Origin of the sequence: Flavobacterium panici (genome assembly GCF_903819335.1) — a bacterium.
Taxonomy (GTDB): Bacteria; Bacteroidota; Bacteroidia; order Flavobacteriales; family Flavobacteriaceae; genus Flavobacterium; species Flavobacterium panici.
This window is the reverse complement of record NZ_CAIJDE010000055.1, coordinates 52,858-77,528: the sequence shown is the minus strand read 5'-3', so window position 1 is coordinate 77,528 and position 24,671 is coordinate 52,858. Positions and strand designations below refer to the sequence as shown.

Annotated in this window: 24 protein-coding genes and 1 riboswitch; of the genes, 7 read left to right on the top strand and 17 right to left on the bottom strand. The window is 33.6% G+C overall.

Annotation, left to right across the window (positions count from 1 at the left end; all coding sequences use genetic code 11):
* Positions 1–320 precede the first annotated feature (320 nt).
* From FLAPXU55_RS17930 to FLAPXU55_RS17915, 4 genes are read right to left on the bottom strand one after another with little or no spacing between them, the layout of a single operon-like run.
* Positions 321–857: a DUF4252 domain-containing protein gene (locus FLAPXU55_RS17930; RefSeq protein WP_053474322.1), complete on the bottom strand. Its 537-nt coding sequence runs from the start codon at positions 855–857 to the stop codon at positions 321–323.
* A gap of 2 nt (positions 858–859) precedes the next feature.
* A complete protein-coding gene (locus tag FLAPXU55_RS17925) occupies positions 860–1,387 on the bottom strand; it encodes a DUF4252 domain-containing protein (protein WP_053474331.1) in 528 nt (175 codons plus the stop codon).
* 19 nt (positions 1,388–1,406) lie between these two features.
* Entirely contained in the window at positions 1,407–1,862 is a 456-nt protein-coding gene (locus FLAPXU55_RS17920; RefSeq protein WP_180859897.1) for a hypothetical protein, read from the bottom strand.
* On the bottom strand, positions 1,849–2,358 hold the full coding sequence (locus FLAPXU55_RS17915; RefSeq protein WP_053474321.1) for an RNA polymerase sigma factor: 510 nt from the start codon (positions 2,356–2,358) through the stop codon (positions 1,849–1,851). The genes FLAPXU55_RS17920 and FLAPXU55_RS17915 overlap by 14 nt, the downstream gene beginning before the upstream one ends.
* A 161-nt stretch (positions 2,359–2,519) precedes the next feature.
* Between FLAPXU55_RS17915 and FLAPXU55_RS17910 the strand changes: the two genes are divergently transcribed.
* A complete protein-coding gene (locus FLAPXU55_RS17910; RefSeq protein WP_180859896.1) occupies positions 2,520–3,959 on the top strand; it encodes a S41 family peptidase in 1,440 nt (479 codons plus the stop codon).
* Between the two features lie 105 nt (positions 3,960–4,064).
* Here the strand turns inward: FLAPXU55_RS17910 and FLAPXU55_RS17905 are convergent, their stop codons facing one another.
* From FLAPXU55_RS17905 to FLAPXU55_RS17875, 7 genes are all read right to left on the bottom strand, one after another.
* Positions 4,065–5,102, bottom strand: a complete 1,038-nt coding sequence (locus tag FLAPXU55_RS17905) for a YncE family protein (protein ID WP_180859895.1) — start codon at positions 5,100–5,102, stop codon at positions 4,065–4,067.
* A 5-nt stretch (positions 5,103–5,107) separates the two neighbouring features.
* On the bottom strand, positions 5,108–6,958 hold the full coding sequence (locus FLAPXU55_RS17900; protein ID WP_180859894.1) for a TonB-dependent receptor plug domain-containing protein: 1,851 nt from the start codon (positions 6,956–6,958) through the stop codon (positions 5,108–5,110).
* A 27-nt stretch (positions 6,959–6,985) separates the two neighbouring features.
* Positions 6,986–7,187: riboswitch (cobalamin riboswitch) on the bottom strand.
* A gap of 66 nt (positions 7,188–7,253) precedes the next feature.
* On the bottom strand, positions 7,254–7,790 hold the full coding sequence (cobC, locus tag FLAPXU55_RS17895) for an alpha-ribazole phosphatase (RefSeq protein WP_180859892.1): 537 nt from the start codon (positions 7,788–7,790) through the stop codon (positions 7,254–7,256).
* On the bottom strand, positions 7,775–8,560 hold the full coding sequence (locus tag FLAPXU55_RS17890; protein WP_180859891.1) for an adenosylcobinamide-GDP ribazoletransferase: 786 nt from the start codon (positions 8,558–8,560) through the stop codon (positions 7,775–7,777). Before FLAPXU55_RS17890 ends, cobC begins: the two co-directional genes overlap by 16 nt.
* 177 nt (positions 8,561–8,737) lie before the next feature.
* Positions 8,738–10,417 (bottom strand): nicotinate-nucleotide--dimethylbenzimidazole phosphoribosyltransferase, encoded by a 1,680-nt coding sequence (cobT, locus tag FLAPXU55_RS17885; protein ID WP_180859890.1) that lies wholly within the window; start codon positions 10,415–10,417, stop codon positions 8,738–8,740.
* Positions 10,418–10,545: 128 nt separating this feature from the next.
* Positions 10,546–11,070, bottom strand: a complete 525-nt coding sequence (gene cobU, locus FLAPXU55_RS17880) for a bifunctional adenosylcobinamide kinase/adenosylcobinamide-phosphate guanylyltransferase (RefSeq protein WP_180859889.1) — start codon at positions 11,068–11,070, stop codon at positions 10,546–10,548.
* Between the two features lie 94 nt (positions 11,071–11,164).
* Positions 11,165–11,527, bottom strand: coding sequence for a DUF5522 domain-containing protein (locus FLAPXU55_RS17875; RefSeq protein WP_180859888.1), 363 nt, complete (start codon positions 11,525–11,527; stop codon positions 11,165–11,167).
* Positions 11,528–11,622: 95 nt separating this feature from the next.
* On the opposite strand from FLAPXU55_RS17875, the gene FLAPXU55_RS17870 reads away from it, so the two are divergent.
* The 3 genes from FLAPXU55_RS17870 to FLAPXU55_RS17860 all read left to right on the top strand — a co-directional run bounded on the left by FLAPXU55_RS17870 (position 11,623) and on the right by FLAPXU55_RS17860 (position 14,705).
* Positions 11,623–12,765, top strand: coding sequence for an ABC transporter substrate-binding protein (locus FLAPXU55_RS17870; RefSeq protein WP_180859887.1), 1,143 nt, complete (start codon positions 11,623–11,625; stop codon positions 12,763–12,765).
* Position 12,766: 1 nt separating this feature from the next.
* Complete coding sequence (locus FLAPXU55_RS17865) at positions 12,767–13,795, top strand: FecCD family ABC transporter permease (protein ID WP_379703463.1); 1,029 nt, start codon at positions 12,767–12,769, stop codon at positions 13,793–13,795.
* Between the two features lie 133 nt (positions 13,796–13,928).
* Entirely contained in the window at positions 13,929–14,705 is a 777-nt protein-coding gene (locus tag FLAPXU55_RS17860; protein ID WP_180859879.1) for an ABC transporter ATP-binding protein, read from the top strand.
* A 105-nt stretch (positions 14,706–14,810) separates the two neighbouring features.
* Here FLAPXU55_RS17860 and FLAPXU55_RS17855 read toward each other — a convergent pair whose 3' ends face one another.
* The 3 genes from FLAPXU55_RS17855 to FLAPXU55_RS17845 are packed head-to-tail and all read right to left on the bottom strand — an operon-like array spanning position 14,811 to position 16,163.
* Complete coding sequence (locus FLAPXU55_RS17855; RefSeq protein WP_053474310.1) at positions 14,811–15,266, bottom strand: tRNA (cytidine(34)-2'-O)-methyltransferase; 456 nt, start codon at positions 15,264–15,266, stop codon at positions 14,811–14,813.
* Positions 15,267–15,314: 48 nt separating this feature from the next.
* The gene (locus FLAPXU55_RS17850) at positions 15,315–15,896 is read right to left on the bottom strand and encodes a pseudouridine synthase (RefSeq protein ID WP_180859877.1); all 582 of its coding nucleotides are present in this window, start codon (positions 15,894–15,896) and stop codon (positions 15,315–15,317) included.
* A gap of 60 nt (positions 15,897–15,956) precedes the next feature.
* Entirely contained in the window at positions 15,957–16,163 is a 207-nt protein-coding gene (locus tag FLAPXU55_RS17845) for a hypothetical protein (RefSeq protein ID WP_180859875.1), read from the bottom strand.
* Between the two features lie 128 nt (positions 16,164–16,291).
* Between FLAPXU55_RS17845 and FLAPXU55_RS17840 the strand changes: the two genes are divergently transcribed.
* The 3 genes from FLAPXU55_RS17840 to FLAPXU55_RS17830 all read left to right on the top strand — a co-directional run bounded on the left by FLAPXU55_RS17840 (position 16,292) and on the right by FLAPXU55_RS17830 (position 21,279).
* Positions 16,292–16,666, top strand: coding sequence for a hypothetical protein (locus FLAPXU55_RS17840; protein WP_180859873.1), 375 nt, complete (start codon positions 16,292–16,294; stop codon positions 16,664–16,666).
* 148 nt (positions 16,667–16,814) lie between these two features.
* Positions 16,815–17,567, top strand: coding sequence for an SDR family NAD(P)-dependent oxidoreductase (locus FLAPXU55_RS17835; protein WP_180859871.1), 753 nt, complete (start codon positions 16,815–16,817; stop codon positions 17,565–17,567).
* Positions 17,568–17,868: 301 nt separating this feature from the next.
* Positions 17,869–21,279, top strand: a complete 3,411-nt coding sequence (locus FLAPXU55_RS17830) for a T9SS-dependent choice-of-anchor J family protein (protein ID WP_180859869.1) — start codon at positions 17,869–17,871, stop codon at positions 21,277–21,279.
* Between the two features lie 308 nt (positions 21,280–21,587).
* Here the strand turns inward: FLAPXU55_RS17830 and FLAPXU55_RS17825 are convergent, their stop codons facing one another.
* The 3 genes from FLAPXU55_RS17825 to FLAPXU55_RS17815 all read right to left on the bottom strand — a co-directional run bounded on the left by FLAPXU55_RS17825 (position 21,588) and on the right by FLAPXU55_RS17815 (position 24,646).
* Complete coding sequence (locus FLAPXU55_RS17825; RefSeq protein WP_180859867.1) at positions 21,588–22,115, bottom strand: MepB family protein; 528 nt, start codon at positions 22,113–22,115, stop codon at positions 21,588–21,590.
* 120 nt (positions 22,116–22,235) lie between these two features.
* The gene (locus FLAPXU55_RS17820; protein WP_180859865.1) at positions 22,236–24,095 is read right to left on the bottom strand and encodes a hypothetical protein; all 1,860 of its coding nucleotides are present in this window, start codon (positions 24,093–24,095) and stop codon (positions 22,236–22,238) included.
* Complete coding sequence (locus tag FLAPXU55_RS17815; protein WP_053474305.1) at positions 24,092–24,646, bottom strand: RNA polymerase sigma factor; 555 nt, start codon at positions 24,644–24,646, stop codon at positions 24,092–24,094. Before FLAPXU55_RS17815 ends, FLAPXU55_RS17820 begins: the two co-directional genes overlap by 4 nt.
* Positions 24,647–24,671: the final 25 nt, after the last annotated feature.

Here is a 24,671-nt window from a genome sequence, read left to right as displayed (position 1 = left end):
ACGCACTGCTGTGCGTCTCTACAATATGCTTTGTGGTTATTTTTTTGTCGAAGAAATATTCATTTCCAATTTTCTGTAGAGACGCACCGCAGCGCGTCTACGTCTAGTATTTACGTTTGTTATACTTTGCGCATAAGACGCACTGCTGTGCGCCTCTACGATATACATTGTGTCATCTGCTGGTTGAAAAAAAATATAGTTCACCCCAATTTTCTGTAGAGACGCACAGCAGTGCGTCTACGCCCAGTATTTACAATATGATTATAAATAAAAAAAACTCCCATTTAAGGAGCTTTTTTTCGATTAAAAGTAAGATGTTTTTATTTAACCAATTGCTGTAAAGGTTTCAATTGTTCCATGTCTATTTTTGATTCTTTCAAAACAGACATTAAAGTCATAATGCTATTCGGGTTCATATTATTTCCTAACACACGAACAACGGCAAAACCATTTTCTTTTCTGTTTGCAAAAACTATGAATTCTTTGATGTTGTCATCAGAGCCGACATAACTAATTGATGCGCCGTCTTTACCGGAACCAACTTTCATTAATTCCTGATATTTTGGGTCTTTTAATATGGCCTTAACCTTATTTCGTTCTGCTTCAAATTGCACCTGATTTTTATCATTTGCTTTAAAAGCTAATATGTTCATTTTATCGAATGAATTTATGGCTTCTTTTTGCTCTGCCGACAATTTAGTATTGTCGAGATTTAAAATAGAAGGCGAAACATCGAGTGCAATAAAGTCTTTTTTGTCTGTGTTTTCGACAAAATACTTTTGCAGTGAAGGCTCAGAATTACAACTTACAAAAGTTAGTAATGCTAAAATGGCTGTGGTGAAAACGTTGATTTTCATGATTATCTTTTGCTTTTAGAAGCTTTTTTCAAGTCAGTTCCGCCCGGAAGCTGCATTTTGTCTGTAAGTACAGAGATTTCATTTAAATCGAAATTACCTGTAAGTGACAATAAAACAGATTCTTCGCTTTTTGCCCCGTCAACAAACATTAGCAATTCTTTAATTTGAGTATCTGTAGCGCCAGATTTTACCATTATCCTAACATTTTTACCGCTGTCGTTGATGCGCATAAGTTCTTCTAAACCAGCAGATTTTATGTACTTATCTGCAGAAGCTTTCATATCTGCTTCAACTTTAGGGTTTTTTGTGGTAAACACTTTTAGGTAGTCTAATTTTTTAATCAGGTTAATGTATTGCTGTGTTTCTTTATCAGAAGCATCAACTTTTACTTTACTCATTAAATCAAACATTTTTTTGTTTACAATTACTGATGTTACATCGTCCTGACCATCATATTTGTCAAAGGCACTTTGAGCATAAAAAGCTTGTGTAACGAATGCGAAAACTAGAGTTATGATGAAATTTTTCATAATTATTTTTGTGTTTAATTTACTGTTTAAAAATTTTGTTTTTTGATTGTTCATATTCGCCAATGTATTGTACACTTTCAATACCTACATTAACATTGTTCGACAATAGAGCCAAAGCTTTTTGCGTTGCTGCAAGGGCTTCTTCCGGATCGTCGTAGGTTCCTAATTCAGACTGTGCGACAACCGGAGTTGTTTTTTCGCCTGCAAAATAATAGGTTCCAATTCCTAGTAAAACAACAACTGAAGCTGCAATTGATAACCACGCCACATTTCGTTTTTTAGTTTTTAGTGGGATCTCCTGCGTTGATTTTTGTTGTTTTACCTGAGAGAAATAACCAAAAATGGGTTTGTACTGCTCCAAATGCTGCGCAACATCTGATGAAGAAAAATATTCTTTTAATTGATTTTCTTCGGCAATAGTAGTTTCTCCCTGAAAGTATTTTTCTAATATATTTTCTATTTTATCTAATTCCATAACTGTGTGCATTTACCATTGATTCTCTTATTTTTTTTCTTGCTCTCGAAAGTGCCACCCGAATTGCGGTTTCGTTCATGTTAACGATTTTTGCAATTTCCTCAAATTCATATTGTTCAACATCCCGTAACTGAATTAATATTTGAAGCTGTTCCGGCAGCTGATTTATAATTTTTCCAACCCATTCTAAACTATCAGCATCTTCTAATTTCCGGTCTAACTGCGGCTCGCGATCTGTAAAATTATTATGGACAATCTGGAGGTTTCCGGCTCTTTTAGATTTTAACTGATCTAAACAATAATTTTTTGTCATGGTCATGGCCAGTGCTTCAACATTATTGTAAGTGTCCAGATTCTCTTTTTTATTCCATAATTTTACCATTACTTCCTGAGTAGCGTCTTCGGCTTCCTCGGTACTGGTAAGCAATCGTTTTGCCAGACGAAAAACTTTGTCTTTAAAAGGATTAACTAATTCTATAAACACATTCTGGTTCATAAATTAAAAGGTTATTCGTTAGCTTATATAGTCAAGACGAGCCACAATTATTTTTGTTACAGCAATAATGTAAAATTTTTTTAGGTAAAAAGAATACTACTTAAAACTAAAGGTAGTATTTTTACGTTAATAGAATACCAAGACACCGAAACCTAATTTCTATGAAACCAATTTTAAAGGCAATACTATTTTTGTTTGTACTAACATTTGCTTTGCAATCTTGTGAAGATGAGGATGATGTTAGAGCTCCCGCGGAGTTACAGGTAAACGATTTTATATGGAGAGGATTAAATACGTACTATTTATGGCAGGCTGATGTACCTAATTTAGCCGATGACCGCTTTGGTACAAAAAGTGAATTAAACTCTTTTTTATCTGGATATTCGCATCCCGAAGACTTATTTCAGGATTTATTAAACAAACCGGTAAGCAAATATCCAAGTAATGCTATTGATCGTTTTAGCTGGATTGTAGAAGATTATACCGTTTTAGAACAAGAACTTAACGGAATCACTAAAAATAATGGTGTTGATTTTAAACTAACCAGAGTTGCCGAAGGATCTAATGATTTAGTAGGTTATGTTCGTTATATTATCCCAAACTCTGATGCTTCTGGTAAAGATATTAAAAGAGGGGATTTATTTACAGGTGTAAACGGAACTAAATTAACGGTTTCAAATTACCAGTCATTATTATTAGGACCTGATACTTATACTCTAAATTTTGCCAGTTATAATGGCTCTTCTTTTGTTTTGAATGGAAAATCACTTTCTTTAACTAAAACCACTTTAGAAGAAAACCCAATTTTAATTCATAAAGTAATTACTTCCGGCAGTCACAAAATTGGTTATTTAATGTATAACGGTTTTTATCAGGACTATGATTCTCAATTAAATGAAGCATTTGGTGAATTAAAAGCGCAAGGTGTTACAGATTTAGTTTTAGATTTAAGATATAACGGAGGTGGTTCTGTACGTACTTCAACACGTTTGGCAAGTATGATTACGGGACAGTTTGACGGCGAAATATTTTCGAAAAGACAATATAATTTTAAATTAATGGCTGGTTTGAATGCTGAAGCATTAGAAGACTTGAATGAAAGATTTGTAAGTAATATTGATGGTGCTGCGGTAAATGGTTTAAATTTGGCTACGGTTTATATTTTAACAACTTCAAATACGGCGTCTGCAAGTGAATTGGTCATAAACGGATTAAAACCTTATATTAATGTAATTCAAATTGGTGAAACAACTATTGGTAAAAATGTAGGTTCAAGAACACTTTATGATTCTCCAAGTTTAGTAACTAAAAGTAATATAAATCTAAATCATAAATATGCAATGCAGCCTTTACTCTTTAAAATTTCTAATGCTGCAGATTTTGGAGATTATACAGGAGGATTGGTTCCAACTTATGTTCAGTATGAATACATTAATAATTATGGTGTTTTAGGTGATCCTTCTGAACCATTGCTGAATTTGGCAATCTCTAAAATTACAGGTTCTGCTGCTAAGAAAATCCAAACAGATCATAACGCAGTTTTGCCATACATAAGCGATTCTAAAAAAATCAACGGATTACGAAACGAAATGTATTTATAAAATGCTCTAAAAGGGTTTTAAAAATAGAATAGAAATAAAAAAAAGGCTTTCAGAAATGAAAGCCTTTTTTTACCAAAAACAAATAAAAACTAATTCTAAAGTAAATTAATCATTAAAGTAAAAACCGTTTGGCCCCACTCCAACAGTTAATTCTTTTTGTAAACTTCCAGTTAAACTGTAAATGTATGCTTTGCTGTCAGCTTTAAAATCTCCGCTGTCAGCTAAATAAATGCGGTTGTTGTTAACTGCAAATCCGTATAAATAACCTAAACTAGGCGTTACGATAGCAGTTGTTGAAGCTTCAGTTGCAGTAGTAGCAATAGAATAAACTGAATTCCCTACTGTATAATAAATTTTATTCTCGTAAACATCTAAAAACGCAGCTCCGTCTAATGACTCAGGGAATGTGATTCTGGAAATAGAATTGTCTGCTAATTTTACTTTTACAATTTCGCTTCTGTCTTCATAAGGACCTCTTAAAATATATAAAGTTCCATTATTTTCTTCGATACCATCTGCACTTGAACCAATTGCTACAGGAGCCTCTAATGCTTTTGTCGCGATATTTACCACTAATAATTTATCACTGTTATAAGGTTCAGTGATATATAATTTACCGTTTTTTTCTACAAGTCTGTTAGCTGTTGCGTTTAGGTTAATTTTAGACTCATATGTATTTGTAGCTAAATTAATTACAGCAACATAATCATCAGTATTTCCGTTTGGATTACTTGCTGAAAAATAAGTATTAGCATTAGTTACATAAGCTTTACCATCTTTTACAACACCATATCTTGGGTTTGCAAGTCCAGTATCGATTTTAGCAATCAATTTAAACGTGTATTTGTTTACCACATTTATAACATTTGAACCACCTGCAATAATATAAGCTCTGTCTCCGTCAAAAAAGATATTTTGAGCATATTTTCCAAGTAAATCTGAACCGTTTGCAGCAGTGTAAGCATCTTTTTCAAAAACGTTGAAATCATTGCTTGAAAAAGAAACACTTCCTTGTCCTGCGCTTCCTTCATTTAAAATAAGGAATCCGTTTTTATATTCTATTTGGTCATTATCGTCATCACTCGAACAAGAAACGAATAACGAGACGCTAAACGCCATTAAAAGTAATTTACTAAGTTTCATAATTATTAAAATTTTAGAGTTAAATACATATTGAAATTTCGACCCGGCATTGGTCTGTCTTCCAGGCTTTCATAATTTTTATTAAAAATGTTTAAAACCTGAAAACCAAGTTTGAAAGAGTCAAGGAATTTAAAATCATAATCGATTCCGACATTTGAAATGTTGTAATCGTTTATAATTTCGTCCGGATTATTATCGGCTCTTGTGTAAACAAAACCGTTGTATAAAAATTGGTAATAAGCAGAAATCCTGTTTCGTGAATAAGCGACAGAAGCCGTTACTTTATTATAAGGAACAAAGAAAAGCTGCTTTTTAGTAGCTTCATCTTTTGAAGCGGTATAAGCATAAGAAGCATTGGCACTTAAGTTATTTTTACCGAATTGTTTTTTCCAGCTCAATAAAGTTTCAGCACCGTAACTATTAACATTGTCTTTATTTGTTGGACTCCAAATGCCGTTTTTGCCTGGAACCCACTGCAATAAATCTTTAATTTTGATATAGTAGAAAGTCTGCGTAAGCGAAATGTTTTTGAAAGTGAACACATTTCCAATTTCTGCCTGATACGAACTTTCTGGTTTTAAATCCGGGTTTCCGCCTTCTTCCCAATACAAATCATTATAAGTCGGAATTCTGAAATTTCGGGATACATTCAGTTTTAAATTGTACAATTTACTAAACTGATACGAAGATCCTAAAGAGAATAAAACCGGAGATTTGTAATTATCTGTAAACTCTTTTCGAACACCAAGTTCGTTTTTCCACGCTTCAGAGAAATCTTGTTTGACCAATATTCCTGCTGAGCTGATTTCGCGAACGTGATCGCCAAAACTGCTTCCGTAACCTTTAGTTCTGTTATAGTCTAAAATTCCATTTATTTGGGTTGATTTGAATAAAGTATATCCTAAATCAACTTTTGTAATTAAACTTTCAGTTTTTCCGTAAGTGTAGATGTTGCTTGAGTTATCAGGAAAATATTGATAGTTTTCAAAGATATACGCCGTTTTAAAATTGGTTTTAAATTTTCCAAAATCACCGTCGTATTCTAATAAACTTCGATTGAAACCATTTACATATTTGCTTTTTGTTTCCGTTTCTACAACTAAAGAAGTATTTCTGTCTGTATTTGAAAACTGACTATACAGTTTTAAAGTATTTTTTGAGTCGATTTTATAACCTGCATTAGCGCTCATGGTTATAATATCATACTGTCCGTTTTGGTTCCAGCGCTGTTCGCCTCGCCAGGTGTAACGGTCTAAATACTTGTAATCGTTTGTGGAGCTGTTTTTAGAAAAACCAATTTGCGCACTCCATTTTTCGTTAGAAATATTCGTTTTATAATTTATTCCAATAGTATTGAAACTTCCGTAATCCAGTTTTAAATTATTCTCAAACCGATTATAAAATGCCAGATCGTTGTTTAAATGCACGGTTCCGCCAATGGCACCGCTTCCGTAAATAACACTTCCGCCGCCGGCTTTTACACTAATCGAATTATAATCAGAACCCGAAATTGTGTTGAAATCGGTGCTTCCGTTCATCTGCGAATTAATATTGATTCCGTTCCAGATTACAGCTGTTTGAGAAGAGGTAGTTCCGCGAAAAGAAACTGTAGAAAGCATTCCGCGTCCGTATTCCTTAAAATAAATAGTTGAATTGAAATTTAAAAGATCAGTAAGTAAAGCTTCATTTTTATTGATAATCGAATCGTTAAGCTTTAAAACGGATTGTGAATTGGAGTATTTTTTCAGATTAGCATCAGAAACTACAACTTCTTTTAATTTAATAGAATCGCTCTGCGCCGAAATCAATTGGCACAACATTACAAGTAAAAAAGCAAAACGTATTCTTAAAGTCATAATTTCTACACTCTTTTTCCCGAGAGCTCGATATTTGTTACAAAGGCAGGTCTCCTGGCTCGCGTCTTGTTGTTTACCTTCCCATTCGACAGCGCGAGCAGTGGTTTTGTAGTTTACAACAAGCATTCTTTTTAGAACTAAGCTTACAGTTGCGGGAACAGCTCAAGATTTTACTTGATTCCCTTTTAATGTGTTTTATAAAAACACAACCTTAATTTGCTGCAAAGATAAAGTTAAAATTATTGAATATTCAAATTTGTTTTACTATTTCGATTAAATACTAAACAAAACTAAATTAAAATGTAATTTTTATAACTTGTCCAAAATCGACTTTATTTTGAAAAGCCTCTTTTAATGGCAGTGAAGTCTGATGACATAATACGCTTCTGATAATTCCGGCATGTGCTACAATAATGATAGGCTGCTGGGTTTTTTGTGAAATTTGTTCTGCTAAAAAATCACCAACTCTTTGATGTAATTCCACAAATGATTCACCATTTAAAACTTGAATGTTTACAAAATCTTCCATCCACGGATTTAATTGTTCTGGCGGAATTTCGTTCCAGTTTTTGAGTTCCCACTCGCCAAAATTCATTTCTTTCAAACGATCGTCTTCCTGATAAGAAATTGTTTTTATATTTTGCTGAATGTGTTTTGCTAAAATAGAACAGCGTTTTAGTGGACTTGAAAAAATAATAGCTTCACTAGGTAATTCTGAAACAATTCGGTTAAAAATTTCATCAAAAGGTTCCGCAATATTTACATCAGATTGTCCGTAACAAATTCCTTTTTCGCAGATAGTTTCGGTGTGGCGAACTAAATAAATTTCCATATAAAAAGAATACTTAAATAATAAATTACTTCGCACACTTGCTGCGTTGCGCCAAGACAATCTCCCGTATAACCGTCAATCCATTTTTGGAAATATCTGGCCAGAAAATATCTGGTTATAAAAATAGGAATTAAAACTAAGAGAATTTTATAATTGAAATAGGAGAGTGCCAATAACGGAATTAATCCAAAGAAAAAAGATCCGAAAACTTCTTTCCAGCTATGTTGTTTAGCAATTGGTTTGCTTTTGCTCGAAGCGTCATCACGAGAATATTGATGCGTAAAAATAATGCTGATCGCCGCCAAACGACTTAAAGAATGTGCCGAAATAAATAAAAGGTAAATCAGTAAAATGTTATTAGTGAAAAGTAAAATAGATTCTGAAAGCAATTTGAATTTCGCCAGAAAAAGTAAAACCAATCCAATTGCTCCGTAAGCACCAATCGCACTGTCTTTCATAATCATTAGGATTTTTTCTTTGGTCCAGCCGCCGCCAAATCCGTCGCAGACATCTGCAAATCCATCTTCATGAAAAGCTCCGGTTGTTAAAACTGAAATTATTATTGAAAAAATTACAGCTGTTTCTGTTGAAAGAAAAAGAGAGAAAATATAAAAAGCCAGAAATGAAATCGATCCAACAATCCAGCCAATAAAAGGAAAATATCTTGTTGCTTTATTTAAATAATCAGGATCGTGAGTAATGTTTTTTGGACATGGAATTCTGGTGTAGAACATTAAGCAGGTGAAGAAAATGTGTAGTTCTTTTTTCATTAATTATTTTTTTTCTATTTAGTATGTCATTTCGACGAAGGAGAAATCTCCGCAAGTAGCTCGACAAAGATTGGTTATATGGATTGCGGAGTTACTTGTGGAGATTTCTCCTTCGTCGAAATGACAAAAATGAGTATAAATCATTAATGAACATAATTATTTATGCTCAATTGAAGTTTACTTCCTACTAACCCCAGCACTTTCAAAACTAGCCATTTCATTTAAAAAAGCCTCTGCCGACTTTAAAATAGGAAATGCAACCGCACAACCCGTTCCTTCGCCAAGACGCAAATCTAAATTTAAAATAGGCTTAGCGCCAAGATAATCTAATAATTTTTGATGTGCTTTTTCGGCAGAGCAATGGCAGAAAATGGCATTTCGTTTAATATCAGGATTTATTTTAGAAGCAATTAAATAAGCGACAGAACAAATAAAACCATCAACAAGAATCACCATTTTATTTTCGTAAGCCGTTAGCATTCCGCCTGCCATTTGAATAATTTCAAAACCTCCAAAATGGGCGATTTGTTGTTTTAATTCGGCTTGACCGGAATAATTACCGATTGCTTTTTTTAGAATATTTTGTTTGTTTAGCAGTTTTTCATCGTTAATTCCGGTTCCTTTTCCAACGCAGTCTTCGATTGAAAAACCGGTTAAAAGACTCATTAAAACGGATGCTGTCGAAGTATTTCCAATTCCCATTTCACCAAAACCGATGCAGTTAGAACCTGTTTTAGCAATATTTTCTACAATTGATTTTCCTTTTTCAAAGCACAAATTCAATTCTGTTTCGCTCATTGCAGGAACATGCAGAAAAGATTGTGTTCCTTTTGCAATTTTGGCATTAATTAATTTTGCATTTGTTGGAAAATCATAGTTTACACCCGAATCTACAATCGATAATTCGATATTGTTTTGTTTGCAGAAAACATTAATTGCTGCGCCGCCTTCCATAAAATTATTTACCATTTGGCGCGTAACATCTTGCGGATAATCGCTCACGCCATGATTAGCGATTCCGTGATCTGCTGCAAAAACAACAATATTCGGATTTATTATTTTAGGATTTAAAGTTTCAAAAATGCTCGCCATTTGAAAAGCCAAAGTTTCTAACGTTCCAAGTGAGCCGACAGGCTTTGTTTTCGAATCTATTTTTTCTTGTAAAAGGGTATTGAAATCAGTTTTGTTTTCAACTTTACTTGAAGGTTTTAAATCAAAATCAGAAATGTTGATTGGATGAATTTTGTTGATTTCTTTACAATCTGCAGTTTCCGATTTTTGTTTCCAATGCAATTGCTGCAGCATAGGCTGATTGCCGTAATTTGTGGCAGGTTTACCAATGCAGAAATAGCCAAGCGGTTCTATATTTTCTGGTAAATCCAAAATCTTTTTAAACTGAAAATAGTTTAAAATCGAAACCCATCCCATTCCGTAACCTTGTTCAGTTAACGAAAGCCAAATATTCTGTGCCGCACAAACCGAACTAAATTTCACCGCTTCATTACTGCCAATAGTCCCAATAGTAAATTGATTTAAAACAGAACGATCATAAGCTATGATAAGTCCAATTGGTGCTTCTTCAATAGCTTCCAGTTTTAGTGATTTGTAAAGTTCTTTTTGTTCGGGATTATCTGTAAGTTCTTCGGCTTTTTTGTTATAATCTAAAAACAGGTTTTTAATTGCACATTTAACTTCATCCGATTTAATGATATAATATCGCGTTGCATCAGTCAATCCAACAGAAGGCGCCCAATGTCCGGCCTGTAAAGCTTTTTGAATTACTTCATCAGGAACTTCATCGGTTGTAAAATGTCGGGTATCGCGACGTGATTTTAATATATCGTCTAAACTAGTCATAAATTCCAATTTTTTAAATTCCAAATTCCAATTCAGCTGAAATTTAAAATATAAGTAAAGATAAAGTATAGCCTTGGAATTTGGGATTTAAATTTTGAATTTTCCTTTTAAAGATTGGAATTTGGAATTTAAAATTTGGAATTTTCTCCTTTGATCTTTACAGGAATTCCCGAAACCATTAAAACAACTTCATCTGCATTTGATGCTAAAAACTGATTCATCCAGCCTTGCAGTTCAGTAAATTTTCTGCCAATTTCGGTTGCGGCGTGAACGCCCATTCCAATTTCGTTGGTTACAATAATTAACGTTGCATTTTCCTGATTGGCAATTAAAAGAAATTCTTTTTTTGCTTCTTGTAAACTTAAGGTTACGTCGTTTTTATTGTCTACAAAAAAGTTGGTCAGCCAAAGCGTTACACAGTCAATTAAAGCAACTTTTCCGGAAAAGTCTATTTCGCTTAAATGTTTTTCTTTTTCAATATTCGTCCAGCGTTCGTCTCTTTCCAGTTGATGACGGTCAATTCGATTTTGAAAATCCGAATCCCATTTTCGGGCCGTTGCTACATATATTGGAGAATTTGAAAGCTGCAAAGCCAGATTTTGGGCATAACTGCTCTTTCCTGATCGCTCGCCGCCGGTTATTAAATGGATCATTTTTTGTGTGTTTGTGTAAAATGTAAAATGCGAAATATAAAATGAATGTTTAAAACAACAACTTTTTACTTCTCACTTTTCACGAATAACTAAATTAATACGGGCAATGTCTGCACTTGTTTCCACAGCAGGTTCCGCGTTTTAAATGAAACCAGGCTTTAAAAACCATGTTGCCATCTTCTGTATAATAATCAATTCCCTCAATTAGTTTTTCTGTTTTGGGTAAAGATATGGCTTTATTTTTAAAAGCATTTTTAGGAGTAATAGTTTCAATATAAGCATCGATTTTATCCTCGCATGCTTCTTTAAAACAAACGGGACAAAGACAGTCTCCTCCTTCAGAAAGATTGAAAATAGGCGGGTAATCATTACACCAGCATTTATTTTCAACCGAAATGTCTCCACAGCTGAATTGAGATTCACAGCTTGAGCAAACTTTAATTTTTGTGGTATTCATGTTGCAAAGATACAAATTGTTGAATTTTGTAAGAATAAAGGTAAACAAAAAAAATAGAAAATACTTTACCTTTGTTCCTTTCGAAAACGTAAAATATGAGACATTTATTCCCTAAATTGATTTTTATTTCTTCTTTTTTTATTCTCTTCGGATGTAAGAAGAACGAAACGAGCGAAGTAGCTAAAATTGAAACAGCAAAAAATAGTATCGAATATGCATCTGGACTTTCTATTGTAAAATATGATGATTATTCAGTTGTAACAGTTTCAAATCCATGGCCTAACGCAAATAAAGACTTCAAATATATTTTAAAAGAAAAAGAAGCAAAAGTTCCGGATAGTCTTCAATCATATACTACAATTCAGGTTCCGTTAGAATCTGTTGTGGTAACTTCAACAACTAATATTCCGTTTTTAGAAATGCTTGAAGTAGAGAATAAATTGGTTGGTTTTCCACATACCGATTATATTTCATCTGAAAAAACAAGAGCTTTAATTGACAAAGGTTCTGTGAAAAACGTTGGACAAAATGAAAAATTAAATATAGAACAATTGATAGAATTATCGCCAGATTTGATTGTGACTTTTGGTGTTGACAACAATAATCCGATGCTGGATAATTTGAAAAAAAGCGGTTTAAATGTTTTGATTCAGGGCGACTGGATGGAACAATCGCCACTTGGAAAAGCAGAATGGATAAAGCTTTACGGAGCCTTATTTGGAAAAGAAGAGAAAGCAAAAGAATTGTTTGATAAAATTGTTGAGAGTTATAATCAGGCCAAAAAACTGGCAGCAGAAAAAACACCAAATTCAACCGTTTTGTATGGATCAATGTATGAAGATGTTTGGTATGTTGCCAAAGGAAACAGCTGGGTTGCCGAATTTATGAAAGATGCTCACGCTAATTATTTATGGGCAGATTTGAAAGGAACGGGAAGTGAAGGTTTGTCTTTTGAAAAAGTTTTAGATAAAGCAAAAACGGCAAATGTCTGGATTGCTTCGGGTTCTTTTAAAAGTCTGGATGAATTGCAAAAAGCAAACCCGCATTATAGTGAATTTGATGCTTTTACCAATAAAAGTGTTTATAGTTTTGAAGGGAAACTCGGCGCAACCGGAGGAACGGTTTATTACGAATTAGCGCCAAGCCGTCCGGATTTAGTTTTAAAAGATTACATTAAAATTTTTCATCCTGATTTAATGTCGAGTTACGAATTTACTTTTGCATCAAAACTGAATTAAATTGGCAAACAAAAAACGAAATACCATTTTATTTGTCGTTTTGGCTTTAGGTCTTTTATTGATGTTTTTTGCGAGCATTAGTTTAGGATCTGTCACGATTCCGTTAAAAGATGTTTTTACGAGTTTAACCGGAGGACATGCGACAAAATCAACCTGGGAATATATCATTATCAATTATCGTCTGCCAAAAGCCATCACCGCAGTTTTAGTGGGAACGGGACTTTCGATAAGCGGACTTTTAATGCAGACTTTATTTCGGAATCCACTTGCTGGGCCTTATGTTTTGGGATTAAGTTCCGGAGCTAGTTTAGGCGTTGCTTTTGTAATTTTAGGCGCTGGGTTTTTACCTTCGTTTTTAAGTGTTATTGCTTTATCGTCATACGGAATTGTAATTGCTTCTACTTTTGGAAGTACGTTAGTTTTATTGTTGGTTTTAGTAGTTTCTCAAAGATTACGGGACACAATGGCCATTTTAATTGTCGGATTAATGTTCGGAAGTTTTACAACGGCAATCGTAAGTGTTTTGACTTATTTCAGTACGGCAGAACAATTGCAGAAATTTACTTTTTGGTCAATGGGAAGTCTGGGGAATCTTTCCTGGCCAACAATTGGAATTTTGACTTTCTGTGTTGGAATCGGATTGCTTTTAAGTGCTAAAAGTATTAAACCTTTAAATGCTTTATTGTTGGGAGAAAACTATGCAAAAAGTATGGGTTTGAATTTCAAAAAAGCCAGACTGATTATCATATTTGCAACAAGTATTTTATCTGGAGCGATTACGGCTTTTGCCGGACCAATTGCTTTTGTTGGATTAGCGGTTCCGCATATTGCAAAGCTGACTTTTCAAACTAGTAATCATACTATTTTGTTTTGGAGTACTTTGTTTTTCGGATCGATTATAATGTTGTTTTGCGATATTGTTTCGCAAATGCCGGGATTTGATGTTACGCTCCCAATAAATGCCATAACGTCTATAATTGGTGCACCGGTTGTGATTTGGCTTTTGGTACGAAAACGAAATTTCCAATAATTATTGGGCCACAGATTTTACGGATTAAACGGATTTTCACAGATTATTTTTTTAATCATTTTAATCCTTGTAATCTGTGGCAAGAAAAAAACTCAGCAACTTAGCATCTTAGAACCTTAGCGACTTAAAAAAAATGATAAGTATTTTAAAAACTTCAAATTTAAATATTGGATATAAATCCAAAAATGCGGTTGTGACTATTGCTGGGAATTTAAATTTGAATTTAAGTTCTGGAAAACTCATTTCTTTGATTGGAGCAAACGGAATAGGGAAATCGACTTTATTACGCACCATTACCGGAATTCAGCATCCTTTATCTGGGAATGTTTATTTGAATGATAAAAATATCTCAACATATAAACCTTTAGATTTAGCGCAGAATTTAAGTCTGGTTTTAACCGAAAAATTGCCGCCAAGTAATCTCTCTGTTTTTGAATTGGTGGCGCTTGGTCGTCAGCCTTATACCAATTGGGTGGGAACTTTAACCCAAACAGATATCGAAAAAGTTCAGGAAGCGATGCAGCTCACGCAAATCGAACATCTTTCTCATAAAAAACATTACGAAATTAGCGACGGGCAATTGCAAAAGGTTTTAATTGCCAGAGCTTTGGCACAAGATACGCCGCTGATTATTTTAGATGAACCAACAACTCATCTTGATTTACTTCATAAAGTTTCTCTATTTAAATTATTAAAGAAACTAACTCAGGAAACTCAAAAATGCATTTTGTTTTCAACACACGATATTGATTTGGCAATTCAATTAAGTGACGAAATGATTGTCATGACACCAGAAAATGTAGTTCAGGACGAACCTTGCAATTTAATTTCAAACGGAAGTTTTGCAGCTTTATTCAAAGATGAACATATTATTTTTGATGCCGAAAAAGGGAAGTTTATCGTTACCTGATTCTTTTCCTGCAAGGTTTCCAAAACCTTGTAGGTATCTGTTTTGAAGTTGATAATGGATAATAAATACCTACAAGGTTTGAAAAACCTTGCAGGAAGATCGAGATTACTTTTTCAACCCAATCTGTCTCTTAGCTTCGCCAACGACAAAAGCAACAGAATTCGCAATATTAAAAGAGCGGATAAGTGGAGACATAGGAATCGTTAAATGATTTTCAAATCGAGCCATAAACTCTTTGCTCAAACCAACGCTTTCTTTTCCAAAAACCAACCAGTCACCATCCTGAAATTCATTTTCTAAATACGATTTATCAGAATGAGAACTCATTAAAAATACACGGGAATGATCAGGAATTTGAGCAATCCATTCTTCAACATTCTGATATTCGGTTACATCAAGATGAACCCAATAATCCAAGCCGGAACGTTTTAGGTTTTTATCATTAATTACAAAACCAAAAGGATGAATTAAGTGCAGTCGGCTTTCAGTTCCTACGCACAATCTTCCAATGTTTCCGGTATTATTTGGTATTTCTGGTTCTACAAGAACTACGTTTAGCATTTTTTTGAATTATGAGTTATAAGTTATGAGTTTTCAAAAATCTAATTATCAAATTGACTCATTTTCTAATTTAAAATCGGTTACTTCTAAAACCTCTCCGGCTTTTAAGTCCTGCAAATATACATTTCCTATCCGAACGCGAACCAAACGTAATGTAGGAAAACCAACTGCGGCAGTCATTTTTCGAACCTGACGAAATTTTCCTTCGTTTACAGTAATCGAAGCCCAGGAAGTCGGGCCGTGTCGTTCGTCCCTGATTTTTTTTGCCCTCGGTCCAAAATCAGGAATTTCAGTAACAATAAAAGCAGAGCAGGGTTTTGTTTTGTATTTTCCGCCTTCAAAACCTATTTCTACACCTTTTTGTAATTGTTCAATCGCTTCGGGCGTAATTATGCCGTCAACCTGAACGTAGTATTCTTTATCGACTTTTTTGCTTCTTATCTGCTCGCTTACTTTTCCATCGGTTGTCAGTAAAAGCAAACCTTCAGAATCTTCATCTAATCGGCCAATTGCCATCGTACCTTCGGGAAAATCATGAAGTTCGCCCAAAAGCTTTTTCTTTCTTTTCAATTCATAAATAAATTGGCTTAAATAGCCGTAAGGTTTAAAAAGAATGAAGTGTCGGTGCATGTTTTATTTTTTGCAAAGATAGCTTTGTTCTGCAAGTATTAAAGTAAAACTGAGAATCGATTATTCGTTTTTTACTTTCATCTTTTTCAGCCATTCATAAACAAACCAGATTACCGTTATTCCGAATACAACTAAAAGCGGTATATAATAGTTTTTGAAGAAATCATGAAAATAACTTCCAATAAAAATATAGATCGAAGCCATGCATAATTTTATTAGAATAAATTCGGCATTTGACCAGCTTGTTTTGATTTTAAGAAATTTCATCAGACTGTTTTTTAGTTCATGATTAAAGTTATGAAAAATGCTTTTTAAACTAAATGCTATGTTAAACAACTTTCTTTTAAAATTTAGAATTCGTAATATTAATATAGAAACTCAAAATAATAAAGGATATGGAAACTAATAATCTAGGCTCTAAAAAAATAAATGGAGTACAAAAAGATATCGATGAAACGAAAGGGAAAAATATTTCACACGACGGAAAAGCAGATGATGCTAACCTGAAAAAAGAAGTGGTTGCAGATAAAGACGGAAACAAAGAAGTTGTAGACAGGGCGAGAAATGAAAATGAAGATATTCAAAAAGTTAAAGACGATGTAAATCCAGATAATCCAAATGCAAACCGCGGTGTTTCTAGTGATGAAGAAGCAAAAAAGACAGTCGAAAATAAAGACAGAAATTCTGATGTTGAACCAAACCGCTATCCAAATTCGCATCCGGATAATCACGAAGATCGCGGCAATATGAAATTAGACGAAGATAAATAATACGGAAAATTTTCTGGAATTACGGGGTTTTAATGCCAAATAACATTTGATTATGATAAAGTCTTAATCTTATTGTAAACTCCGTTTTTGCTATGGTCAGCCGTCGATATCTTCGTAAATTACAGGTACAATTTTAAATTTAAAGAATATGTCACTTTTAGAAAACAAAGTAGCTTTTGTCTCTGGAGGCGGTTCAGGAATTGGACGCGCAGTTGCAGAATCCTACGCTAGAGAAGGAGCAAAAGTTGTAGTTTCGGATATTAATGTTGAACATGGAGAAGAAACCGTAAAAATTATAAAAGAAAGCGGAGGAGAAGCCTTTTTTGTAAAAGGTGATTCGTCGAGTGCAAGCGATAATAAACATATGGTTGAGGTTACGGTTTCAAAATACGGCCGACTTGATGTTGCCTGCAATAATGCAGGAATGGGCGGTCCGGCAAAACCAACCGGAGAATATGAACCAGATGCATGGGATCGAGTAATTGCGCTTAATTTAAGCGGTGTTTTTTATGCGTGTCGTTATCAATTAGAACAAATGGAAAAAAATGGAGGTGGAAATATTGTTAATATCGCTTCTATTCACGGACAAGTTGCTGCTCCGTTAAGTCCGGCTTATACGGCTTCTAAACATGGAGTTGTAGGACTGACTAAAAATATTGCGGCAGAATATGCTCAAAAAAATATTCGTTGTAATGCCGTAGGTCCCGGTTATATTGAAACAGCATTGCTAAAAGATAATTTGAATAAGGATGCAATGAACGCTGTTGCTGCAAAAGCACCAATGAATCGTTTAGGAACGGCTGAGGAAATTGCCGAACTGGTAACTTTTTTAAGTTCAGAAAAATCTTCTTTCACAACAGGAAGTTACATTATTGCCGATGGAGGTTATACTGCCATATAATTTTCGGCATAGATAATTTACGAAAAAAGCTGTTCTGTTTTAGAACAGCTTTTTTATTGCAAAAGAATTTTAAAATAAAGTTTTTTCTTATAAAAAATAAAATACTGTTTTTGGATTTTATAAGTATTAAAAATAGTGCGAAAACGCATTCTGCCTAAATCAGGAAAATTTTAGAATACCAAATTAGATTTACTGTTAATAAAATATTTATGTAAAAACTTACAATTAATTTAAGTTTTTACAATATTCCCTTAACTTTAAACAATATAACTTTGATTTCTAAACCCCTATTTTTAAATTTATGAAAAACAGTTACTCAATTCGCCACCTCGTGGCTTTTTTAAGTTTTTTTTGTTGTTCACTTAGCCTGGTTGCGCAAACCTTTCCAACACCTCAGGATTTGCCATATCAGCAAAATTTTTCTATTGCTCCTGGTATTACAGCATATCCTGCTGGATTTCAAGGATGGACAGCAAGTACAGTTCCAGGATCTGCTTTTAATACAAATGCAGTATTAGTGGCAGACAGACCTTTAGTTGCAAGCAGTACTGCTGCAACTACAAGCGGTAATTTTCATAATTATGATGGCAAAATTGGTTTCTTAAATACTGGTTCATTAGACTTAACAATTGGTTTTGCTTTTGATGCAACAGGAGAAACAGCAATACAAGTGCAATATGATGCGATGACAATTCGTAATCCTTATGATGTCGCTGCAAACAGTTCACGTATAAATGAAATGGTTTTGCAATATAGAGTAGGTACAAGTGCGCCTTTTATTTCATTATTATCAACTGCTTATGTAAATAATGATGTAAAACAGACCACTGCCATTACAACTCCTCAAAACTCGGGAACCATAAAAGTAACTTTACCAGCTGAGTGCGACAATCAGCCAATAGTTCAAATTAGATGGATTTCAAGACAAGTTTCAGGATCAGGTTCGCGTCCTTCATTTGCAATTGATAATATTGATATCAAAAGTGATGTTGCAGCTCCGGTAAATGCATCAGGATATCCAAAAGCAGATAACATTTTAGCACAAAGCTTTGATTTTATTAATAAACTGGATGAACCGGCAAAAACATATTATGTATTATTGCCGGGCGGAAGTGCAGAACCTACAATTGCTCAAATAAAAGCAGGACAGGATGCAGCAGGAACGGCAGCTTTACAATTTGGATTTTTAGATATTACAAATGCATCTCAGGAATATGTAAAAAGTTTTACAGGATTAAGTTTAAGTACGGCATATTCTGTTTTTTCTATTTCTGAAGATCCTTATGGAAATATCCAGTCTACAGTAAATAGAATTGATGCCGCAACTTCAAGCGTTGCGCTTCCTAATTTAACACCATCAGTTGTTTCTTTGAATTTAGGTTTTTCTGAAGCCAATTTTGACTCAGATGTTTTTTCGTACCAGCTTCAAGGTTTAAACCTTACTGATGATGTTGTTTTAAATTCAACAGCAAATTTTACTATTTCTAAAGATAACACCACTTTTGCATCGACATTAACTTTTGCGGCTGCTGATTTTGCTTCAAATGCCACTCCAACTGTTTATGTAAAGTTTACACCAAATGCAATCAACAGTTTTACCGGCGAGATAACGCATGAATCAAACGGTGCCGCAACAAAAATTGTGACACTGACAGGTATAGGAATTAATCCGTATGTGCAGGGATTTAATGACCCTAATGTTTTATCAAATAGCGGATGGACACAATATAACGTTGCCGGAACCATAAACAAATGGTCGCCTACAACTGTGGCAAGAAATGTAAATTCAGGAACTGGAGCCGTTTTAATGAACGGATTTTCAGATACGGGAGCAAGCAAAGATTGGTTAATTTCGCCAAAATTACATTTAGATACCTTTACCCATTTTGCATTATTATCTTTTTACTCTCGTAAATTTTATGCAGGTCCGGGTTTAAAATTAATGGTTTCTACAGATTATGACGGGAAAAGCAATCCGGAAACGGCAACCTGGGCAGAAATAGATGGTAAATTCCCAACTGTAACCGGAACGTATACACAATCACAATACATTGATTTAAGCGGATTTAAAACTGGAAGCACATATGTTGCATGGGTTTATGAAACTACAGCTGGAGGAAATAACTTCGCAGCCGAGTGGTCATTAGATGATGTTGCAATTACCAATGAAACAGGTTATGTAAATGCAAATCCTGTTCTTGATTTTGGAGATGTTGCACAAAATACAATTTCGACAAGTCAGTCTTTTATTTTTAAAGCCGAAGGTTATGGAGACATTACAATTACAGCTCCGACAGATTATCAAGTGTCATTAGATAATATTACATTTCAGTCAAGTGTAATTGTTGAAACTACAGAAGCAGCAAATGGTAAAATAATTTATACAAGATTTACACCTTCGTCAAAACAATTAATAATTTCCGGCCCATTAACTGTAACCGGAACTGGATTAAACAAGCAAATTGGTTTATTGACAGGTTCTTCTTTACCAAAAGCAGATACATTTGATGTGGTAACATACAATTTAGAATTTTTTGGAACAGACGTAAAAGGAACAGACGGAGTAGAATTTGGTCCAACAGATGATGCCTTGCAAATTGATAATGTTGCCAAAGTAATGAACAAACTAAATGCGGACGTTTATGTAGTTCAGGAAGTTTCTGATGATCCGTCGATTGATGCTTTAATCCAAAAAATAAACATCAACGGAAAAACATTTGACAAAACAACTTCTACATCATGGTCGTATTCTTTTGATACGCCAGATCCTAATTTCCCGCCACAAAAACTTGTTGTACTTTATAACACACAGACAACTTCTGTAAAAAAGACTCGTGTTATGTTTAAAGAGTTTTATGACGAAGTTCGTGCCGGAACAAAAACGTTACCGAATTATCCTGGCGGAAATGGTTCTAGCTTTTTCTCTTCTGGACGTTTGCCGTATTTGGTAACAATCGAAACCAATATGGGCGGATTTACAAAAGAAATCAATTTGGTAGATCTTCACGCGCGTGCCAACAGCGGAAGCGATATTTCACGTTATAACATGCGTAAATACGATGCTCAGGTTTTAAAAGACAGTTTAGATGCACATTATTCAAACTCTAATTTAATTATTTTAGGAGATTATAATGATGACGTAAAAGCATCTGTAATTACGCCAAATCCTTCTTCTTACGAAAGTTTTGTTACAGATACCAATAACTACAATGCACTTACTTTAGGAATCAGTCAGGCTGGAGCTTACAGTTTTTTAAGTTCAGGCGGATTTCTGGATCACATTATAATTTCTAATGAATTAAGTGATGAATATATTCCAAATTCCATTGCAGTTTATGACCCGCGTAATGATATTCCGAGTTATACCACAACAACATCTGATCACGGACCTGTAATTGCTCGTTTTGAATTAAAAGAAGATGTTTTATCAACTCCTGATTTTGGAACTAAAAACGGATTTTTTGTAAAAGCATATCCAAATCCGGCAGTTGATGATTTAAATTTTGCCGTAAAAACAAGCGAAAACAGAAATCTAAAACTAAGACTTTACGATATAAATGGTCGTGTATTAGGAAATCCTATTGAGATTAAAAGCAGTCAGGAACTTTCAAATACCGTAATGTCAGTTCGTAATTTATATCCGGGACTTTACATTTATACTTTATCAGAAAACAATAAAGTGATTTATAAAGAAAAAATCCTGAAAAAATAAGCTAAAGATTAATTCATTAAAATTATTTTTGTTTTTAATAAATTAGTCTTTTACAATTTTGAAATAGATTGGCTTATCATTCCGTCGGAATGTTTCGTTGGTAGAAAAAAACAATAGCAAGCAGTGTTTACGTTCCGTAGGAACGTTTGATATGATATTGAAAAAAATGATAACAAAATGAAACGTTCCTACGGAACGTAAATTATATGGTAATAATATATTTTCTACCAATGGAATGTTCCTACGGAACAAAAACATACATAAAAAACAAAAAGGCAGTTCAATTCGAACTGCCTTTTTGTTTTTATCTATTTGCCAAGTAAAAACTTAGCACGATTTATATCTGTTTGATCAGAAATGGGTAAAAAATAATCCAATTGCCATTGCTGCGTTTTTTGAGCCTGTTTGCTTGTCGTTTCATCCCAAGGCGGATAAACTCTCGTGGCTCTTATTCCTTCTTTTACAGTTGTTGTAAAAATTCCTTTTTTAAGTAAAACCTCTTTCGGAAAAATAAACTGCCCTAAAAGATTTTCTTTTTGAACACCTACAATTACAAAATCTATTGCATCACAATAATCAAAAGGTTCGATAATTCCGGCTTTATTTCGTTTCCATAAGGTTACAAACTGACCCGTTTTGGTAGGCGTAATTTTAGCCGATCTAAATTTAATCTGGCTTTCGCCGATTTTAAAATCGAAAGCGTCATATTCCTGACTTTCCTTTTCGGGTTGAGGTTCAGAACATCCGAAACCGCAAATGTCATAAATCAGTTCTTTTGCAATTTGTAAATTCTTTGGAACAAATTTTAGATCATTCCAGTTATTTTTAAAAGTCATTATTGTTTTATTTTCCCTGCAAAATACAATAAATCAAACATTAATTCAATAAAAAAGGCAGTTCAGTTGAACCGCCTTTTTGTTATATCTATTGAAATTAAAAACAATAAACTATAGATATTAAAAGTTCACATTCAACCCAAAATTCAATCCCCATTGAAATTGATTAAAAGATTGATTGCTTAAAGGATTTGCATAATAATTAACAGCAGGTTCAACAAAAACGTTTGTTTTTTTATAAACCCTATATTGTACCGTACTGCTCAAAGTGGTACCATAAACATAATCGTTTGCATTTACGTTTTCGCCCATAGAATTTCCATCAATGGCAACACTGTTCGAAATCAGTTTACCAACAAATCCGCCTGTGTTTAGATTTATGTTTGTTCTGTTTTTGTTAAAAACAGAATACGAAACTTCTAAAGGCATTTCGATGTAACGAAGATTTTGGCTCAGATTTCCAGTTTCTATATTATCGCTTTGCAGCACATCTTTGGTAGTATTTGAAACTAAAACATAACGTGTATCGCTTGCAATTTGAGGAACACTTTCATTTTTTACAAAATAATCGCTTGAGCTGAAAAGAGCTTGGTTTCTTGTGCTTAAATAGGAAACATTTGCCACACTCTGTCCCAGTTCATTGATTTTAAAGCCAGAAGCAACAGCCCATTTTTTATTGATTTTATACTGTGTTTTTACACCGTACGAATTACTTTGTTTAGAATCGTTTACGTTTCCTAAAGTTTTATTGTTTTTATAATTTTCAGAATTGGCAACACCGGCAAAAAGCTGTAAAGCCCATTTTTCTGATTTAGATAATGTTTTGTCTTCTTTTTTCTTTTTCTCTGCTTCTGGAGTAACAGCAGCAATTCCTTTTTCTAAATTTTGAAGTTCCGCTAACTGCACAGAATCTTTTTTACTCAAAACAGTTGAATTACTAAAAGCAGTATTGTTTTTTGAATTACCATTTTGAACACTTGCAATACTTTTGTCAGCAGTCGTTTTTTGAATATTTTCTTTATTCAACGAAGGACTTAAAGCATTTGGATTTCTCTTTGCTGCAGAATTTGAAGCATTAAGTGCAAGTGCATTTTTATTTTTTGAAGACGAAAGATCCTCAAAAATTGAATTCGGTAATTGATTTCCTGAAACAGCATTAAAATTATTTGTTTTTGCCGGAGCAAATTTCTTCTCTGCTAAAACCTTATCAGCATTTCTTTTTTCAATGTCTGACTGACTTTTTGAACCGTAATTAAAAGAATCCGATTTGTTTGGGGCAAATGATTTTTCGGCAACAGCCTTATTTAAATTCTCTTTTTTAGTGGTCGAAAGTTGATTTTTAGATGCCGCATTAAATCCATTTTCTCCAGCTGAAACAAATGTTTTTTCGGCGACAGCGCGATTTATATTTTCTTTTTTATTGGTAGAAATTTGACTTTTAGAATCTGCATTTAACCCATTTTCTCTCGCTGGAACAAATGATTTTTCGGCTACGGCATTATTTCTTTCGACATTTACTTTTGGTTCAAAGCTGTTATTATTTGTTTTATTTTGAGAACCCGTTTGAGCTTTAACTGTTTTTGAATTTTGATTTAATTGATTCTGATCTGATTGATTTGTTGTTTTTTCTGATGACGAAACCCGATTATTATTCGATTCTTTTTCAAGGATATTTTCTTTATTTTCAATACTTCTGGTTTTATCTGTGTCCTTATTTTCCTGATCCAGAACCACATCATTATTTTCAATAGAATTGTTTTGTATTGTTTTAATTCCCGAATTATCAGAACTAAAATGCAATACAGATGGGAGCAGTAAACCTAATAATAAGCATGCAGCCGCAGACCACCAAAGAATTGCTCTTTTCTTCTTTTTAGGTTTGTCGAGTTTTTCTTCAATCTGACCCCACAATTCAGGAGGCGGAACACTCGAGAAGTCTTCCATTGATGAAAAAATATCTTCTATTTTTTGCTTCTTCATGCTATCTTAAAATTTTTTTTTATGCTCAGTATTCTTTTTTGCAAAATATGTTTAGCTCTATTTAAATTTGATTTTGATGTTCCTTCAGAGATTTTTAGTAATTCGGCAATCTCTTTGTGTTTCATCTTTTCAAAAACATAGAGGTTAAAAACCGTTCGATATTGATCTGGTAAATCTCTAATATATTCTAACAGTTTTTCTTGTTCTATTGGGATAATGTCCAGTTCCTCTTCTTCTACAAAATCAGTATCGGGATCAAAAACATCAAGAAAGAAACTCTCTTTTTTCTTTTTATTTAAAGTTTCAATCAGCTTATTAATGAAAATTCGTTTTAGCCAGCCTTCAAAACTTCCTTCAAATTTATATTGGCTGATTTTTTGAAAAACAATAACAAATGCTTCCTGGAAAACATCCTTCGCATCGTCTTCATTTTTCATATACTTAAGGCAAATACCGTATAAAACAGGAGAGAACAACTGATATATTTTCAGTTGTCCTCCTCTGTCATTTTTCATGCAAAGCTTAATATATTTCTCTAAATCGTCTTTCAAAAAATGGATTAATTTGGTTTTGCAA

Excerpts from the sequence above, each read along its gene's own strand:
- FLAPXU55_RS17910 (WP_180859896.1), top strand. The coding sequence starts at position 2,520 with ATGAAACCAATTTTAAAGGCAATACTATTTTTGTTTGTACTAACATTT.
- cobU (WP_180859889.1), bottom strand. The coding sequence starts at position 11,070 with ATGATCCATTTAATAACCGGCGGCGAGCGATCAGGAAAGAGCAGTTAT.
- FLAPXU55_RS17900 (WP_180859894.1), bottom strand. The coding sequence starts at position 6,958 with ATGACTTTAAGAATACGTTTTGCTTTTTTACTTGTAATGTTGTGCCAA.
- FLAPXU55_RS17820 (WP_180859865.1), bottom strand. The coding sequence starts at position 24,095 with ATGAAGAAGCAAAAAATAGAAGATATTTTTTCATCAATGGAAGACTTC.
- FLAPXU55_RS17860 (WP_180859879.1), top strand. The coding sequence starts at position 13,929 with ATGATAAGTATTTTAAAAACTTCAAATTTAAATATTGGATATAAATCC.
- FLAPXU55_RS17870 (WP_180859887.1), top strand. The coding sequence starts at position 11,623 with ATGAGACATTTATTCCCTAAATTGATTTTTATTTCTTCTTTTTTTATT.
- cobC (WP_180859892.1), bottom strand. The coding sequence starts at position 7,790 with ATGGAAATTTATTTAGTTCGCCACACCGAAACTATCTGCGAAAAAGGA.
- FLAPXU55_RS17920 (WP_180859897.1), bottom strand. The coding sequence starts at position 1,862 with ATGGAATTAGATAAAATAGAAAATATATTAGAAAAATACTTTCAGGGA.
- cobT (WP_180859890.1), bottom strand. The coding sequence starts at position 10,417 with ATGACTAGTTTAGACGATATATTAAAATCACGTCGCGATACCCGACAT.
- FLAPXU55_RS17855 (WP_053474310.1), bottom strand. The coding sequence starts at position 15,266 with ATGCTAAACGTAGTTCTTGTAGAACCAGAAATACCAAATAATACCGGA.
- FLAPXU55_RS17925 (WP_053474331.1), bottom strand. The coding sequence starts at position 1,387 with ATGAAAAATTTCATCATAACTCTAGTTTTCGCATTCGTTACACAAGCT.
- FLAPXU55_RS17905 (WP_180859895.1), bottom strand. The coding sequence starts at position 5,102 with ATGAAACTTAGTAAATTACTTTTAATGGCGTTTAGCGTCTCGTTATTC.
- FLAPXU55_RS17845 (WP_180859875.1), bottom strand. The coding sequence starts at position 16,163 with ATGAAATTTCTTAAAATCAAAACAAGCTGGTCAAATGCCGAATTTATT.
- FLAPXU55_RS17890 (WP_180859891.1), bottom strand. The coding sequence starts at position 8,560 with ATGAAAAAAGAACTACACATTTTCTTCACCTGCTTAATGTTCTACACC.
- FLAPXU55_RS17915 (WP_053474321.1), bottom strand. The coding sequence starts at position 2,358 with ATGAACCAGAATGTGTTTATAGAATTAGTTAATCCTTTTAAAGACAAA.
- FLAPXU55_RS17830 (WP_180859869.1), top strand. The coding sequence starts at position 17,869 with ATGAAAAACAGTTACTCAATTCGCCACCTCGTGGCTTTTTTAAGTTTT.
- FLAPXU55_RS17825 (WP_180859867.1), bottom strand. The coding sequence starts at position 22,115 with ATGACTTTTAAAAATAACTGGAATGATCTAAAATTTGTTCCAAAGAAT.
- FLAPXU55_RS17930 (WP_053474322.1), bottom strand. The coding sequence starts at position 857 with ATGAAAATCAACGTTTTCACCACAGCCATTTTAGCATTACTAACTTTT.
- FLAPXU55_RS17875 (WP_180859888.1), bottom strand. The coding sequence starts at position 11,527 with ATGAATACCACAAAAATTAAAGTTTGCTCAAGCTGTGAATCTCAATTC.
- FLAPXU55_RS17835 (WP_180859871.1), top strand. The coding sequence starts at position 16,815 with ATGTCACTTTTAGAAAACAAAGTAGCTTTTGTCTCTGGAGGCGGTTCA.
- FLAPXU55_RS17840 (WP_180859873.1), top strand. The coding sequence starts at position 16,292 with ATGGAAACTAATAATCTAGGCTCTAAAAAAATAAATGGAGTACAAAAA.
- FLAPXU55_RS17850 (WP_180859877.1), bottom strand. The coding sequence starts at position 15,896 with ATGCACCGACACTTCATTCTTTTTAAACCTTACGGCTATTTAAGCCAA.